Origin of the sequence: Pseudovibrio sp. W64, assembly GCF_001623145.1 — a bacterium.
Lineage (GTDB): Bacteria > Pseudomonadota > Alphaproteobacteria > Rhizobiales > Stappiaceae > Pseudovibrio.
The window spans coordinates 1,016,383-1,032,578 of record NZ_LMCI01000038.1; the positions used below are offsets into that span (position 1 = coordinate 1,016,383).

A 16,196-nucleotide genomic window follows, 5' to 3' on the forward strand; every position below is an offset into this window, starting at 1 on the left:
GGAGCGGAAATGGTCAGTATCAAGGATGTTGCACAAGCTGCGGGGGTATCCGCATCTACAGTGTCTCACGTGATCAATGAGACGCGCTACGTTGCACCCCTGACCAAACAAAAAGTCGAGGAAGTTATTCAGGCTCTCGGCTTCCAGCCAAGCATGATGGCGCGCGCGCTCAAGGTAAAGCGCACCAACATCATCGGCATGCTGGTTTCAAGCAGTTCCAACCCTTTCTTCGCAGACGTGGTACGCGGTGTGGAAGAGGGGTGCTACCAACACAATTTCAGTCTCATCCTGTGCAATTCAGGTCATCAGTCCGACAGGCAGTTGGCAAACCTCAACACCTTGCTTCAGCGCCGCATTGATGCCCTCATGGTGATGACCACCAAGACAGACCCGGCGCTGTACCAGCAGATCAGCAAGCTCGGCAAACTGCCCAAAGCCATTCTGGATTCCGCCCCGCACCCAAACGCCTGCACTTTGCAGGATGACTCCGTACTGGGCGGCAGATTGGCTACAGAACACCTGATCAAGCGCGGCTTGACCAAAATCGGCTGTCTTATGGGGCCGGAAGACCATCCCCGTTCTATTGAACGCTACAAAGGCTTTGAAAATGCCATGAACGCTGCCGGGTTGCCGGTAGAAAGCAAGTGGCAAGCCGCAGGCCTTCTCACCGCATCCAGCGGGTATGAGGGCATGAAGCAGATATTGGACGCCGATAGCCAGCCCGAAGCCATCTTTGCCTTCAACGATTTGATGGCAATGGGGGCGTACCGCGCCATTCACGAACGTGGCCTGCGCATTCCAGAGGATATCTCCGTCATCGGCTACGATGATGTCGAGTATGCCTCCTACATGGCGCCAGCGCTCACAACCATCAAACAGCCCAGCTTTGAGCTTGGGTTGAGCGCTGCAGAAGCGCTGATCAATCATCTGGAAGAAAAGACAGAGATGCCGCCAATCATACAATTGGTGCCTGAACTGATCGTCCGCAGCTCTGTTGTTAACTAGGAAGTATTCATGTCCATCGTCATTGTCGGTTCCATCAATGTTGATATCACAACCCGTTCTGACCGGTTGCCACAGCCGGGCGAAACGCTGCATGGACACAGCTACGCTATCAACCTGGGCGGCAAAGGCTGCAATCAGGCCGTTGCAGCATCAAAGCTGGGTGGTGATGCACAACTGGTAGGCCGCATCGGTAAAGACGGGTTTGGCGACATCGCAGCCCAGCACCTGAAAGACATGGGCGTCTCAACCGAACATGTGCATTTGGATGAAAACCACGGCACCGGCATCGCGGTGATCGGTGTGGACGCAAATTCCGAAAACAGCATCACCGTGATTGGTGGCGCAAATCTTGCCGTTGACGAAAGCGATCTGAAACGCACGTCAGATGTGCTGAAGAACGCTAAAATCATGCTGATGCAGCTGGAAATTCCGGTCGCAACGTGCCTGAGCGCCGCTAAAAAAGTCCGCGCCTCAGGCGGTAAAGTGATCTTCGATCCAGCGCCTGCACCCGTCGATGGTCTGCCGGAAGGTTTCCTGCAAAACGTAGACGTTGTAACGCCGAACGAGACAGAAACCGAAATCCTCACAGGCTTCCGCCCATCCAATGCAGAAGAAGCAGCCCATGCTGCAAACCTGTTGCGCGAACAGGGTGTTGCAGCTGCTGTCGTGAAACTGGGCGCACGCGGCGTTTACTTCAAGGATGAGACAAGTGAAGGCTTTGTCGAGCCATTCAAGGTGAATGCGATCGACACTGTGGCAGCAGGAGATTGCTTCAACGGTGGTCTGGCGTATGCGCTGGACAGCGGCAAAACGTTGGCTGAAGCAGTCCGTTTCGCAGCAGCGTGCGGCGCTCTCTCCACCACCAAACATGGTGCAGCCACATCCGCGCCAACACTGGCTGAAGTCGAAGCTCTGATGGGTGCATAGAGCGCGTTCCATTTGATTGAATTCAATCAAATGACAAGAATTCGCTATGCTCTAAGGCCTTTCAGAAAAGCAAAGTTGGGGTTGGCAGCCTTTTCACAACCCCAACTGAGTACATCCTAAACAGGTATTTAGCCGCGACCGCGATAGGTCGGCACGCCCTGTTCTGGAATCCAGACGCCTTTTGGCTCTTCACCGGTCTGGTAGAACACATCAATCGGAATACCACCGCGCGGATACCAATAACCGCCAATGCGCAGCCAGATCGGGTTTAACGTGTCAACAAGACGCTTACCGATGGACACAGTGCAATCTTCGTGGAACGCACCGTGGTTGCGGAAGGATGTCAGGAACAGTTTCAAAGATTTGCTCTCAACCAACCACTGGTCCGGCACATAATCAATCACCAGATGAGCAAAATCCGGCTGGTTGGTGATCGGGCACAGGGAGGTGAACTCTGGCGCTGTAAAGCGAATTGCATAAGGCGTGCCCTGCTGTGGGTTTGGAACCCGTTCCAGAACCGCTTCTTCAGGGGACTGCGGCTGAACAGTATCACCGCCCAGCATGGTCAGATTTTTATAGATATCGTCTTTGCTCATTGTTCTCTCGAATTCTTCGTTCTCATGCATTTCCGTCATCAAAGGCTGATCATCAACTTGCCGGAATATGCCTTAAACACCGCGCTTGTTGCCCCACAGCAGCACATGCAGCTGCGGCAGAATGCGTGGCTTGAACCATTGGTCGGAAACAGTTTTGTCCACCAGCCAGTGCATGCGATCCATGATGCCGTCCATGTCGATGGTTGCGTCATCATCCTCGGGTGGAGGAGGGGTATGGTTCCCCGGTTGCAGGTACATCGGCAGATAAGGGTAGCGCTCACCAACGTCCTTGGCCCAGTCGTAATCGACATCATCAAACACAACCACTTTGATCACACAGGTGGCCGAGTTGAGGGCTGCATCCAGACAGGCATCGAACTTGTCCCAATTGACAGTTTCGCCAGAGGAAGGCGGCTTCGGGCTCAGCACCAGCGTGTCCAGATCTGCAAACCAGTCCCGTGCAACTGATCCCTGCGTCTCGATTGCGAATTTGTAACCCTTCGCTTTACCGAGTGAGATTACTTGCGAAAAATCCTGAATAGCAGGGTTGCCGCCAGAAAGGGAAACTGTGATCGGTTGATGACCGGACAGTTCCTCAATCTTGTGCCAGACGTCCGCACTGTCCATCTGGTCCCAGGTATGACGATAGGCGCTGTCCACCGCATGCAATGTATCACACCAGCTGCAACGATAATCACAGCCGCCAGCGCGTACAAACACGGTCGGTTCACCAATCAAAGCACCTTCGCCCTGAATGGTTGGCCCGAAGATCTCACTGATACTGAGTTTACTCATGGTCGGTATTCCGCCCATGTTTTCGGCGTTTCACTCACACGCACAGCGCAGGTCTCCACCCAGTGCCCTTTGCAGAACTCATAGATGGTCTTGGCGAGAAACTCAGAGGTAACCTGATCGTGTCCGAACACCTCATTGAGGTGACGGTGATCCAGCTCATCATCAATGAAACGCTTGAGTGGCTTCAGTTCAGTGAAGTCCACCACAAAGCCATGTTCATCCAGATCCTTGCTGGCAAGTTCAATCACCACAATGTAGTTGTGGCCATGCAGGCGCGCACAGGGATGTCCCTCCGGCATTTCGCAGAGTTGATGCGACGCCGAGAAGTGAAATTCCTTGGTGATTTTGTACATTATGGTTCCGCTCGTTCCACCACGGATTTCCAGTAGTCGGGATCCGCGTATTCTGTTGGGTCCTCAACACCTGCCAGATCAAAGGCTTCTCGCCGTTCGACACAGGTGCCGCACCGCCCGCAATGTTTCTCTCCGCCTTTGTAGCAGGACCACGTGTCCTCAAACGGCACGTTGATCCGGGCACCTTCTTCAACGATGGCACCTTTGGAGATTTCTACAAATGGCGTGTAAAGGCTCACATTGGCATAGCCGTCCAGAGCCAGCTTCTGCATGGCTTCAAAGCTTTTGATAAAGCCAGGGCGACAGTCCGGGTAGATGAAATGATCACCCCCATGAACCGCCGCAGCCACAGCATCGGCCTGCTGAGCAGCCGCAATGCCAAAGCCGATAGACAGCATGATTGCGTTTCGGTTGGGAACCACAGTGACCTTCATGTTCTCTTCGGCATAATGGCCATCGGGAACATCAACATCATCGGTTAGAGCGGAGCCACTTAAATGCGCTCCTATCTGGCTCATGTCCAGAATATGATGTGGCACACCAAGCTGCTTTGCAGCATGCGCTGCATAGTCCAGCTCTTTTTTGTGCCGTTGGCCATAGTCAAAAGAGACGAGGCCGAGCAATTCGTTTTCACGCGCAACCTTGTAGGCAAGCGTGACCGAATCCAATCCGCCTGAGCAGATTACGATAGTCTTCATAAGGTTTAGTCCTTGTTTTCGCTGTTGCCGGGTAGGCTGCGACCGGCACTCATTGCTGAGCAAATCGGTAACTACCAGACTAAAACCTCAAGGAAAAGGACTATTTCACCCTCTGCATACATCTCATGGATAACCTGCTGAGTATAAATGCAAATCACACTTTAGAGTTGCGTGTAATGTGCCCTGCGACCACATGCGGTGCCGCAGGGTTCGTATGCATCAGGACGCGAGGGTCAACAGTTTAACTTCAAGCTGCACCAGAACGGGTCTCAGGACGTTGATGTCATTGTCCAAACCGAACGGATGTCGCCTGTAAAGCTTGATCGCCTTGTCGCTGTCGAGCCGTGCCAGCAAGGGCCGCACAAGGCGTAACGCCTCTTCGCGGGCCTTTTTGCGCTCTGTCAGTGATTTCTTGCTGTCACCAATGACCTGCGCATACGTTCGCAGTTCACCTGGTATGATTGGCTTTGATACACAGGTGGTGAACCGCTTCAAACTGCCCGTATTGACGTAATCTTCGCCAGCTTCTTGCTGGCTGGCAACACCGGTGATGAAGTCGCCTTCAGCAAACGCCTTTGCAGATTCCATACGGGTGATGGCTTTCTCTGCGGCTTTGACAACATCCTTGGCGATGTCTTCTCTAAAGCCTGTCAGCTCGCCGCGCATGGCATCATACATGCCCTTCAGCTCTTTCAGCCGGTCCATGTTTTCATCATAAGAGGAGTTTACTGCGCATTCCTGTTCAAGCAGCTTTACCTCTGTCAGTAGATCTTTGAAACGGGTCGGATCGAAAGTGGCCTCGTCAATACGGGGGAAGCCCTTCAAAAGTGCCTTCGCACCTTTCCAGCTCTTGGACTTCGCGGTGAGCATTTCCAGCTCATCCTTCATAGGGCCAGAGGTTTCATTGAATTTGCCCTTGGCAACCTTGCGGTCAATCTCAAGCTGAACACCATTTTTGTAGTCTTCTTCGATTTTCTCAAAGAACTCATCCCGCTCAGGGGTGGTGGCAGGTCCATCCACATCCTCGCCAAGCAGCGCTACACGAGCTCTTAGCTCTTCAACATACTTGTCCGCTTTAATCTTGACGGTATTCACCTGTGATATGGCCTCTTTCACATCATCAACAGTGTCTGCGTTATGCGCGGTGACCTTGGCTTGCTTCAGTTCCAGTTCCAGCTCACCGTGATAGACTTTCTCCTGCTTGGGCTGCCAGATCTTCTTGAATCTCATGGCAAGTTCAGGGCGGGCTTTGCCCAGCCTGGCAAGCAAACCTGGAATTTCCTTGAATATCTTCTCGATCGGGCCCAGTTTCATCTCGAAGACCTGTCTGAAGGCAATTGCTTCATCGAGCTGTCTCAGGAGTGGATGAAATCGTGTGCCTTCCAACTTGTTGCACCGACCAAGCGCCTTGTTGATGTTCATATCCGGCGCTTGTTCGCGTAAGAGACGGATATCCTCTTCAAGGTTCATCTTGGCTTCAACGTAATAAATCGCTTTCTTGCCGGATTTGGTGGTTGCAACTTTATCAAGCATCTTCTGCGTGCGTGTTTGAAGGTCATCATATCCGGTTGGATTGGAGTTGATGCCTTCCAGAATGTCTTCTGTCTTGATAAACTCTTCAAGTGCAATGGCTTCCATACCTGTCACACCCGATAACCGCATTTCATCCAAAAACTCAAAAGATTCCAAAAGCTTGTTAATCGTTGCACGGGGAACAGCCTTAACATCCTTGCCGCCGGGTCGCTTCGGCATTGTTGCCATGACATCTTTATCCAGCCCTTCAGTATCAACAGCGCGAGCACGGGCTTCAGTCTTGCTTTCTTTGGTAACCACCTGATGGTCTGCATCAAACACGACAAACTTCTCAAGTTGTTTTCGATAGGCCTGGGTGCGTACATCCAGATTTTTCTCGGCCCATTCCTCTTGTTTGATCCACCTTTCACGGCGTTCAGCCTTAGCCTTGAGACTCGCGATAACGCGCAGGGTTGATGAAAGGTCGCGGGAACTTTCACTTTGATAGTCACGGAGTTCTTCAAGCGTATCTGATGCAGCAGTTGTTGGCTGCGCCATGGTCATGCTTTCGCACAGGGTCTCAATATATTTGGCCGAGCTGCGCAGTTCCGGCAGAGCTTTTTTACAGGCCTCCGCATCAGACATAAGCTCTGTCCAGCGCGCATCGGATGGCCGTGACACCGCATCCTGATACTGGTTCATTTCAATGAGCAAGCTTGTTCCCAATCCAGTATAACCAGCGTCCTGCAAATTGAAGATGATCTCCTTCACCTTCTTAACATCCTGACCAATCAGAACCTGATCTTCGTTACTGACATAGGTTGCTGGATGCACTTGGGCATCTCGAAGAAGGTTTTTCATGTCTTTGAGCTTGCGTTCCATCTCGGACAGAGTCACTTCGCAAGCGGCAAAGTTGTAAACGCCGCTTTGAATATAGGCTTTGTCTATAAGCATCCCAACCAGCTCATTCGCGGTTGTGAAAGCCAGCTTCTCAGCTTCCAGACCCTTAAAGACCTGAACTTCCAGAAAAAGTTCTTCCTTCTGCAATTTGAAAGCTGCGATCTGATCGATGATCACCTTACTCAGCGACATGTCAGGTGAATCTGGCATGTCGATCGCTTCCATGGGATTGGATTCGAGTAAGGTCATCTCATTTTTAAGTTCGAAGAAACGTTCACTATCCTCAAATGCCAATGTAGAAGCAGCATCGTGTCGTAACTCCTGCTCAGCCTGACGACGGTCATCTTCATCCATTCGGGCTGTTGCCTGTGCAAGCTCTTCCCGTTCCCGTTCCCGTTCTGCTTCATAAACTTCGCCAAATGCATCTGCCCAGGTTGGAAGCATTTCGCCCCATAGCTTATAGATTTGCTGAGCCCAGGTTTCCTCGCTCTGGTTCATTTGGTCTTCTGCAGGAATAGGACTGGTGTCAGTGCCAGTATCGGTATTTTGATTTCCGGGCATCGGAGGTTCACTCACCTTAATTATGAGAGGTACTCAAACAGGAAAACCAGCGGGCAGACGCACATGGCATCTCCGCAAGGCTCCACTCCAACAAGTCGTCGCGCACACGCGCACCAGTTTGTTATGACGGACCCAGATGAAATATGCGTTGTGATAAATGGTTCGGTTTTCTCTTATTCTTGATCTATTTCTGCAACGCATAGCAACAATGGGGAACGGCAAACACCACGCCAGACTTTCTTAGGACAACAGCGTATAATCTGAGCACCATCCAAGCCTGCGTGAGAAGGAATGCCCTCATGAAAGCAATGGTTCTGACCGAAATTGGAAAGCCACTTGTCTTGCAGGAACGTGCTGCGCCACCAACACCGCGCTCTGGCGAAATCCTGATTGAGGTTGAAGCCTGCGCAGTTTGCCGGACAGACCTTCACGTCGTGGATGGCGACCTGACGAAACCAAAGCTCCCGCTCATTCCCGGTCATGAAATTGTCGGCAGGGTGCGTGCCTGCGGAGCAGGTGTTGATGACCTCACAATCGGCACGAGAGTAGGCATTCCATGGCTTGGACATACATGCGGCTGTTGTTCATTTTGTCAAAGCCATCAGGAAAATCTCTGCGATCATCCCATATTCACGGGCTATACACGCGATGGCGGCTTTGCAACGCACACCATTGCAGATCGTCACTTTGCGTTTGAGTTGGACGACAAAGCCGATCCCGTATCCCTTGCTCCACTTCTGTGTGCCGGATTGATTGGTTGGCGCTCTTTAAAGAAGGCTGGCAAAGGCAAAAAGATAGGCATCTACGGCTTTGGCGCCGCTGCTCACATCATCGCGCAAGTCTGCATTTGGCAAGGCCGCGATGTCTATGCCTTCACCAGATCAGGCGACACGCAGGCGCAGAACTTCGCAAGAGAGCTTGGAGCCACTTGGGCAGGCAGCTCTGAAGACCAGCCGCCCGAAAAACTCGATGCGGCGATCATTTTCGCCCCCGTGGGGCCACTTGTTCCAACAGCGCTGTGCGCTCTGCGCAAAGGTGGGCGCGTGGTGTGCGGCGGCATTCATATGAGCGACATCCCGCAAATGCCCTATGCATTGTTGTGGGAGGAGCGGGAGGTTGTTTCCGTTGCCAACCTGACCCGCGAAGACGGGCTGGAGTTCTTTCCCCTCGCCAAAAAAGCAGGCGTGCAAACTCACTGCATTCCCTACAAACTGGAACAGGCCAATCAGGCACTGGAAGATTTACGCAAGGGACGGCTATCCGGCGCAGCTGTCCTCGTGCCGTAACACGAAGAACAACTGCGTCTGGTTAAATCAAACAGGATCAAGCTTGGTGCCCGCCAGCATAACCGCTGCGTTTTGCGGCGGACCAGCCTTTCAAGCTACCCTCTGCCGGTTTGAAGATCTCGACAAGAAGCGGATAGCACGGCGTATTGTCATCAGAGTGACTGCTGCCGCAATCACCACCCGGACAGGTAGAAAGCGCGCCCAGAAGATCGATCTCCGCAAAGAGCTCAATAAAATCACCCGGACGAACAGGGCTGGCTTTCATAAAGTACTGGTGAGTATCGCGGGTAAAGCCCGTGCACATGAAAACATTCATCACATCATGCACATGAGGCTCAGCGCCATCTAACGAAAGACCCTTTGCATCTGCCAGTGCACGGGTCAGGTTGGAGTGGCAACAATGGTTGTAGTCCACGTTCTTGAGCATGTGGTTGGTGTAAGGGTCGCAGCGTGTACCAATCACATCATGCACACCTGCGCCATCATCATCCCAGCCGTACCAGTCCAGCGTATCTTGCGTAATCGTTGCCATAGGACGCAGATAAGGCATGGTGCTCCATAGTCTGTCCCCAGTCGAAAGGTGAGAGGCGTGCAGCTGGCGGGTCTTGCCGCTGAAAAACCGTTCATTAAGGTCATTGGGATTCCACAAGTTGAGATCACCAACCTGCGGGCCTTCAACGCTCACAATCCGGAAGAAGTGGCCAGCAGGCACCTTGAAATGACCGCCATCACGAGGTGGCACCACAACTTCGTCGATCTTCTCCAGGCTCTCCTTTGCCTGCTGATAAAGCTCAGCGTTATAGGCAGGCAAATGATCTACTTCGTAACAAACAATAGGAGACTTGGAGCGACGATCTTCGGAAGGAGCAGGGATGTCGGTCGTAATCGAGCGGGAGGCGATTTTTGTCATGAGCCAATGATCCTAAAAAGAGCAGAATTATTGGTTCTGATTGAACCCTCCAAATCTCAATTAATATATTGATTTAATTTCACTGATCCCTTCAGTCCCAGCACCTTTCGAAGGCACCATGAAGCCAGACAACTAAACCTTGCACATGGCTTGAAGGAGCGGATCGCCGCACAGGCATGCAATGCAGCGATCCTCATGTTGGCCAAGCTCTACTTGGCCGGGGCGAACTTGCCGGAATGCCGGTTAACTTGCTGAAGCAGAAACTTAAACAGTTTTCTGAAACCAAGGCCGGAGCGCATCTGGAATTCTTCATAATGAAACAAGCGCATTGGGTACTTCAGGGCTTTCAGATCCCGTATCAATGCTTTGCGCATAACTTCTGGACCACAAAACGCAATTGGCATCACATCAAAGAATTTTCCCTGCAGGATTTTCAGCAACCGCGCGTCGATGTACTCGCCCATGTCAGACTCAAAGTACTGTACATGAAGGTTCGGCAGACGGCTTTGCAGCGCGTCCAGCTCCTCCTCAAACGGGTTCTCCAACCGGTTACGGACGCCATAGTAAAGATAGAACTGTCCGGTCTCATCACCCCTCAAAGTCTGCGCCCACGACAGCAAAGGTGTGATCCCGACACCACCCGCAATCCAGATCTGGTCCCGATTGGAAGCAATTGGGCGGAACCCGCCATATCCCTTGCTGATTTGAGCTTTTGTGCCGACTTGGAGCTCGTGCACACGAGATGTGTAATCGCCCAGCGCAGAAATGCAGAACCGCAGTCTTCCGTCTTCGCGCGGCGCAGATGCAATCGTGTAAGGATGTACTTCGCCCATGCCCTCCTGATCAAAGGAAAGGTAAGCAAACTGACCGGCATCATGAGAAATAGGCTTGCCTTCGGGTTTCAGTGTCACACTGGTGATGCGCCCGTAAATCTGAACATCTTCTACCTCATAGGTCTTTGTGCGCCCGGCCATGCCTTTGTAAGTCAGGTACAAGAAGGACGCGACACCGGCAAAACAGAAGAAGGCGACGTAAAGACCAAGCGGATCACTCCAAGAGAACACGTTGGGGATCATCAGGAAATGCGCAGCAGCAAGGGCGAAGAAAATACCGATCAAACGGTGGGTCCAGCGCCAGATATTATAGGGGATGAAGGTCGCCAGAGAACCAAGGCCGAGGATTAAAATACCATTATACCCGATCTCGCCCAGCTCTTTCGCCAGTCCATCCGTATCGCCGCTTGAAAGCGCATCTGCATCAATGCTTTCATGCAGGAAAGCAGCAGCAATCGCGAAAATAGCCAGCCATTTATGCAAGACATATACGCGGTCCAGCGGGCCAAACAGAGCCTCAACGCCTTTCATCCGTGTGGCCATCACCTGAACCAGCCCCATGAAGATCAGTGAGACCATGCCAAAATACTGGCTCAGCAAAGCACCTGAGTCTGCTTGACTGCCAAACTGGGAGAAAATCAAAAGGGGGACTAGGATGCTGGCGATAATGAAGGTCAGGCCAATCGGTTTCATTCCGGTACGCTCATCTGAGTTAACGATGCGCACTCAGATGAAACTCTGGCTATGAAAGGTGAGTGACACCGTTGGGGGGCATCGCACACCATTCATAATCAGATCACCCCAAATGAAGCTACAGATGCAGCCTCGGAGTAGGTTTCTATCTGAGTGCTTCCCCTAAATTCACTTGGAAGCTGAAACCTACCTGAAGTTTACGACACTACTTTTTCAGTTTGAGCATAAAACAGGCTCCGCCCAGTCGCTCACTCTTGCCAAGGGATATCTCGATCCCATTGCGACGACACAGAGTTTGCGTAATAGACAGACCAAGGCCTGCACCTGAACTTGATTGCCCCGGCATGCGGAAGAACCGCTCAAACACCTTCTCACGGTATTTCTCAGGCACACCCGGTCCGCTGTCTTCAACACTCAGTTGAATATGATCGTCACCGCGCTCAAGAACCACGATCACCTCACCATCAGACGGTGTATGCCGGATTGCATTGCCAATCAGATTACCAAGCACAGCGCCCAGATCTTCCGGATCAACAACAGCTGCCACATGTTCTGATTGAAGCAGTTGCAGCTCCACATTTTTATCAAGTGCCGCATGGGCCTGTTGTGCAAGGCTTTCCTGAAGAACAGGCAGCAAGTCGTGCTCTGTTATCTCTTTGTGGGCATCCTGACCTGCACGGGCATGTTCCAAAAGCTTGGCGGCCAGATGTGTGGCCCGGTCAACACCTTCAATGATGTTGTCAAACCGCAGCCGTGTCGCATCATCCAGCGCGTCCCGCTCAATCACCTGACATTGGGCCTTCACCACGGTCAGCGGTGTTCTGATCTCATGCGCCGCATCATCAATAAACCGCTGCTCGCGGGCAAGGTAGTCTTCAATCTTGTCAAACAACATGTTCAGGGAGTTTACAATCGGCACAAGCTCATCTGCCTGCTTCTCCGTTGTCAGCTTGCCAAGACTCTCAGGCTCCCGAGTTTGCAGTGTCTCAGAAAGAGTGGTGAGCGGACGTAACCCGCGTTTGACGATGAAAACCGTTGCGATGATGGAAAACACCAGCACCAGCCCCAAAGGGATGGAAACCGTGGCAACAGTCTGGTCGGCCAGCTCAATGGCTTCATCAAACACAACACCGATGATGTATTGCCTGTCAGTCTTTTGGCCCGGAAAATTCCAGATCACCCAGCTGTCGCCCTCATGCTCAATTTCCTGAGCACCCGGCCTCAGATACTGGGGTAGCTGTACTTGGTCGGATGACTTATATAAATCGTTGCCGTCTCCATCACGGATGATCACGAAGTAATCATTAAGTTCATGATGATCATCCAGATGCTTGGGAGAAATGGTATCCCCCTCCAGCTGTGCAATCGCGCTGACAAGCTGAAAGGCTTGCGCATCATGGGTCTCGTAAAGCTCTTCCTCTGTCATAGTGTAGACAATGGCGGAAAAGACGCCCCAGACCACAAACAGCAGCGGGATCAGAAAGATGAGGATGCGGCTGCGGATGGAGGAAAGTTTCATGCCGGTACGTCCTCATCAACAATATAGCCTACGCCGCGGATGGTCCGGATTAGTTTGGACGTAGTCTTCCTGCGGATCTGCGAGACATAAACCTCAAGCACATTGCTCTCCGCATTCTCTTCCCAGCCATAAAGCTTTTCCATGAGATCAGACTTGGAAACCACACGGCCCCGCCGCTCCAACAAAATGGTCAACAGGCGGAAGGCGAGGGGCTGCAGCACCACCTCAACCCCGTCGTAGCAGGCTTTTTTCTGGTCCAGATCCAGCGTCAACGCCCCATGCTGCAACAACATACGCGTACGCCCAACAGAGCGCCGCACCAGCGCACGGCAGCGGGCCAGAAGCTCTTCCATGTCAAACGGCTTGGTCAGATAATCATCTGCACCCAGATTAAGCCCATCAATCCGGTTCTTGGTGGTCTCCCGCGCAGACAGGATCAGGATAGGCACATCCGCCTTGTCATCACGAACGGCCCGTAAAAACTCCAGACCATCCTGACCGGGCAACCCCAGATCCAGAATAACCAGGTCGAACTCTCCGGTTCTCAGAGCGTCTTCTGCCAAAAGACCATCATCGACCCAGTCCACTATAAATTCATGCCGCTCTAGAAAAGCCTTGATCGCATCCGCAATCAGCCGCTCATCCTCAACCAACAATACGCGCATGTGTTCCTTCCACTAGGGCGAAGTATACCCAATATTTGCATCAACTCTTTCACATCTACAAAGAACATGAAACTGAATTGTGCCTGAAGAAATCGCATAAGCGGTTACAATTGACGGATAATTGGTAGCTCGCCATATGGTTGGTCAAGGCGGCCCAATCGACACGCTCAAAGCGGCCTTGGCGCAAAACACCTCACAGATGAAAGTTTTGATGCTGCGCGGTGGGCGCCCGCAGATTGTAGAAACGGCATCCGTTGTGAAGTCCCCCCAACCACTGCGATAGGCCTGCGCATAATCGCGAGAGATGCCCGCAATCCACTCATCCCAACCCGCACCAACAATACCATCATACACATCCTGCGGCATGACAGGCACATAGGTGATGGTACGCTTGAGTTCTGGGCTGAGTGCCGACGCAACATCAAAATAGGAAAGGCTCTTTGCTCCCGTTACTTCATAGATGTTGCCGTTGAAATGATCACTCAGCACGCATTTTGCGGCGCACTCAGCCACATCGCGTGTGTCTACCATCCCCATCCGGGCATCACCCATGCCAAAGAAGAAGCTGCTGTGTTCTGCTATGGTTTGCGTTGCCAGAAACATGTTCTGCATAAAAAGGTTAGGCCGCAGGATTGCATACTCCATCCCGGAGCGAACAAGCTCATCCTCGGTTGCTGCATGCAACACAGTGTTCGCCGTTGGCCCGGTAGCACCTGCCTTGATGGCCGAAACGCGAACCACTTTGCGCACACCGCTCTCCAATGCCGCATGAAGCACAGCAGAAGCCTGTTGTGCTGCCTGTGGGTTGGCCGAAGTGATCAGTACCAGTGTGTCAATGCCCGCCATCGCCTCAGAGAGAGAAGGCAGATCAGAAAAATCTCCCCGAACCGCCTCAGCACCGAGGGATGAAACCAGCCGTGCATTTTCCGCACTGCGCACCAAAGCACGCACATGCCACGGTGTTTGCTTTAATTCTCTGAGGAGATGCAGACCGATTGTCCCGTTGGCTCCGGTGACCAAAATACGCTTGTTCATGACGAAGCCTCCGTCCACACCGCAAGTTCGTTCCCGTTGGGATCTGCAAAATGAAACCGCTGCCCGCCAGGGAACGAATAGATGTCCTGCAAGATCGCCGCACCAGCTGCACGGACGGCCTTTATCGTGCCCTCAAGATCCGCCGCATAAAGCACCACCAAAACACCGGGAGCCTGAACCGCTGTTCCACTTTCTCCATTAAAACCGCCTTCCACACCGGCACCGGAAAAGCTGATGTAGCTTGGCCCCCAGTCTTCAAAGACCCAGCCAAACACAGAGCTGTAGAAACTCTTGGTCTCTTCATTTTTCAGCAGAGGAAATTCGATGTAGTTGATGGATTTATCCTGGTTTCCCATCCCGCGTTCCTTTCATGTTTTGATTGGAACGCATTCTACTATTCTTCTTGATGTGGTAATATTGCTTGAAGTGGAAATGATAATTCCAAATATGGGAATATGATGCAGGACCTGAATGCAATCGCGATATTTGCTGAAGTTGCCAAAGCAGGCAGCTTTTCCGGAGCTGCCAAGGTGTTGCGCCTGCCGCTCTCAACCGTCAGCCGAAAGGTGGCGGATCTGGAAGCGCAGATGGGCGCAAAACTGCTGGAACGCACGACGCGGCGCATGCGCCTGACGGAAATCGGCGACCAGTTCTATCAAGCCTGCCTACCGGGATTGGAAGCCTTCAAAACAGCAGATCGCGTGGTGGAACAGAGCCAGTCAGCTGTGTCGGGAGACCTGAAGGTCACCGTGCCACCCAATCTGGCCGAAGCTCTCTTCATTCCCGTTATCGGGCAGTTTCGCCTGCAATACCCGCAGGTACGCATCCACATGATCGTATCAGAGCGCAATCTGGACTTTATCGAGGATGATGTTGATCTGTCTTTCCGCGTCGGTCCAAAACCAGATTCCGGACTGACACTCACAAAGCTCGCCGCCTACCGCCACGTTCTGGTCGCTTCTCCTTCTTACATCGCAGAGCAGGGAACTCCGCAGCGCCCTGAAGACCTGATGCAACACGCCCTGATCGGCTTCGGGTTCTGGCAAAAGCCGGAAATCAGCTGGCAACTGAGCAGGAAAAGCGAAGAGCGGACCATTCGCTTTGCACCAGACATCGCCATCAACGACTACTCAGCGCTTCAATCTGCGATTAAGTCCGGCTTGGGAATAGGGGAGCTGCCATCCATTCTCTGTCAGGACGCGTTGAAAAGGCGCAGTCTGGTGGAGGTGCTGCCGGAGTGGAGGTTCCCTGAAATAGACCTGCACGCCATGCACACTGGTAAGCAAAATCAGTCCCGGCTTACACGCCTGTTTCTGGAAACCTGCGTGAGCATGATCCGCCCGAAACTCCGCCAGTTTGCGTGAGAGCTTCAATAAGACCCGTAACGCACCAGCTGGCTGAAGGCCTCGATGATTTCTTCGACGCTTTCCTCGACGGGCTTTTCAAAGGTGTCGACCACAAGGCGGTGCTTTTTCCACGGCTCATAGCGTCGCCGCTGTACATCCTCCCAGCTGGGCAGAGACATAGCGGAAATATCGTTGTGTCTGGTCTCAACACGTGTCTTGTGCTCAGCCTCATCAGAGCAGATCACCTCAATGTTGAGCGCTTTCACCCTAGCGCCAAGCGCCGCTTCCAGCCAGATGTTACGGGTGATCTCAATCGGATTCACCGCATCCGCAATCACATTGTTGCCCAGCAGCAAGTTGTCTTTGGCAACGGCTGCTGCTGCAACATAACCGGCATCTTCTGCTGGTGAAATCGCAAGAACGGAGGTCTTGAGGGCAGCCTCAAGTGAATCAATACGTAAATGAACGGCTTGCAGGCGCGGAGAAAGGGCCTTTGCCAAGGTCGTTTTACCAACACCAGGCAATCCCGAAAGAACAAATAGAATAGCCATGCCGGGCTCTT

At 52.5% G+C, this 16,196-nt stretch carries 16 protein-coding genes; 4 read left to right on the forward strand and 12 right to left on the reverse strand.

Annotated features, from left to right (window positions below; translation table 11 throughout):
- Positions 1 to 9: 9 nt before the first annotated feature.
- Positions 10 to 1,005, forward strand: coding sequence for a LacI family DNA-binding transcriptional regulator (locus PsW64_RS21165; RefSeq protein ID WP_063304845.1), 996 nt, complete (start codon positions 10 to 12; stop codon positions 1,003 to 1,005).
- Between the two features lie 9 nt (positions 1,006 to 1,014).
- Entirely contained in the window at positions 1,015 to 1,932 is a 918-nt protein-coding gene (gene rbsK, locus PsW64_RS21170) for a ribokinase (RefSeq protein ID WP_063304846.1), read from the forward strand.
- Positions 1,933 to 2,060: 128 nt separating this feature from the next.
- On the opposite strand, the gene queF is transcribed toward rbsK, so the two are convergent.
- The 5 genes from queF to PsW64_RS21195 form a co-directional block, all read right to left on the reverse strand.
- Positions 2,061 to 2,528: a preQ(1) synthase gene (queF, locus tag PsW64_RS21175; RefSeq protein WP_063305006.1), complete on the reverse strand. Its 468-nt coding sequence runs from the start codon at positions 2,526 to 2,528 to the stop codon at positions 2,061 to 2,063.
- A gap of 72 nt (positions 2,529 to 2,600) precedes the next feature.
- Positions 2,601 to 3,341, reverse strand: a complete 741-nt coding sequence (gene queE / locus PsW64_RS21180) for a 7-carboxy-7-deazaguanine synthase QueE (RefSeq protein ID WP_057465234.1) — start codon at positions 3,339 to 3,341, stop codon at positions 2,601 to 2,603.
- Complete coding sequence (gene queD, locus PsW64_RS21185) at positions 3,320 to 3,676, reverse strand: 6-carboxytetrahydropterin synthase QueD (RefSeq protein ID WP_057465233.1); 357 nt, start codon at positions 3,674 to 3,676, stop codon at positions 3,320 to 3,322. Before queD ends, queE begins: the two co-directional genes overlap by 22 nt.
- A complete protein-coding gene (gene queC, locus PsW64_RS21190) occupies positions 3,676 to 4,374 on the reverse strand; it encodes a 7-cyano-7-deazaguanine synthase QueC (protein WP_063288558.1) in 699 nt (232 codons plus the stop codon). The genes queD and queC overlap by 1 nt, the downstream gene beginning before the upstream one ends.
- 219 nt (positions 4,375 to 4,593) lie before the next feature.
- Entirely contained in the window at positions 4,594 to 7,347 is a 2,754-nt protein-coding gene (locus PsW64_RS21195) for a hypothetical protein (RefSeq protein WP_063304847.1), read from the reverse strand.
- A gap of 299 nt (positions 7,348 to 7,646) precedes the next feature.
- On the opposite strand from PsW64_RS21195, the gene PsW64_RS21200 reads away from it, so the two are divergent.
- A complete protein-coding gene (locus PsW64_RS21200) occupies positions 7,647 to 8,633 on the forward strand; it encodes a zinc-dependent alcohol dehydrogenase family protein (protein ID WP_063304848.1) in 987 nt (328 codons plus the stop codon).
- A 37-nt stretch (positions 8,634 to 8,670) separates the two neighbouring features.
- Here the strand turns inward: PsW64_RS21200 and PsW64_RS21205 are convergent, their stop codons facing one another.
- From PsW64_RS21205 to PsW64_RS21230, 6 genes are all read right to left on the reverse strand, one after another.
- Positions 8,671 to 9,543 carry an urea carboxylase-associated family protein gene (locus PsW64_RS21205; RefSeq protein ID WP_063304849.1) on the reverse strand — a complete coding sequence of 291 codons (873 nt, stop codon included), beginning with the start codon at positions 9,541 to 9,543 and terminating at the stop codon, positions 8,671 to 8,673.
- Between the two features lie 209 nt (positions 9,544 to 9,752).
- Entirely contained in the window at positions 9,753 to 11,069 is a 1,317-nt protein-coding gene (locus PsW64_RS21210) for a ferredoxin reductase family protein (protein ID WP_063304850.1), read from the reverse strand.
- Positions 11,070 to 11,274: 205 nt separating this feature from the next.
- On the reverse strand, positions 11,275 to 12,588 hold the full coding sequence (locus tag PsW64_RS21215; protein WP_063304851.1) for an ATP-binding protein: 1,314 nt from the start codon (positions 12,586 to 12,588) through the stop codon (positions 11,275 to 11,277).
- The gene (locus PsW64_RS21220; protein ID WP_063291969.1) at positions 12,585 to 13,253 is read right to left on the reverse strand and encodes a response regulator transcription factor; all 669 of its coding nucleotides are present in this window, start codon (positions 13,251 to 13,253) and stop codon (positions 12,585 to 12,587) included. The genes PsW64_RS21215 and PsW64_RS21220 overlap by 4 nt, the downstream gene beginning before the upstream one ends.
- Before the next feature lie 144 nt (positions 13,254 to 13,397).
- A complete protein-coding gene (locus PsW64_RS21225) occupies positions 13,398 to 14,288 on the reverse strand; it encodes an SDR family oxidoreductase (RefSeq protein WP_063304852.1) in 891 nt (296 codons plus the stop codon).
- On the reverse strand, positions 14,285 to 14,644 hold the full coding sequence (locus PsW64_RS21230) for a VOC family protein (protein ID WP_063304853.1): 360 nt from the start codon (positions 14,642 to 14,644) through the stop codon (positions 14,285 to 14,287). The genes PsW64_RS21225 and PsW64_RS21230 overlap by 4 nt, the downstream gene beginning before the upstream one ends.
- Positions 14,645 to 14,746: 102 nt before the next feature.
- Here PsW64_RS21230 and PsW64_RS21235 point away from each other — a divergent pair, with 102 nt between their 5' ends.
- Entirely contained in the window at positions 14,747 to 15,652 is a 906-nt protein-coding gene (locus PsW64_RS21235) for a LysR family transcriptional regulator (protein WP_063304854.1), read from the forward strand.
- 5 nt (positions 15,653 to 15,657) lie between these two features.
- Here PsW64_RS21235 and PsW64_RS21240 read toward each other — a convergent pair whose 3' ends face one another.
- Complete coding sequence (locus PsW64_RS21240; protein ID WP_063304855.1) at positions 15,658 to 16,185, reverse strand: AAA family ATPase; 528 nt, start codon at positions 16,183 to 16,185, stop codon at positions 15,658 to 15,660.
- Positions 16,186 to 16,196 lie beyond the last annotated feature (11 nt).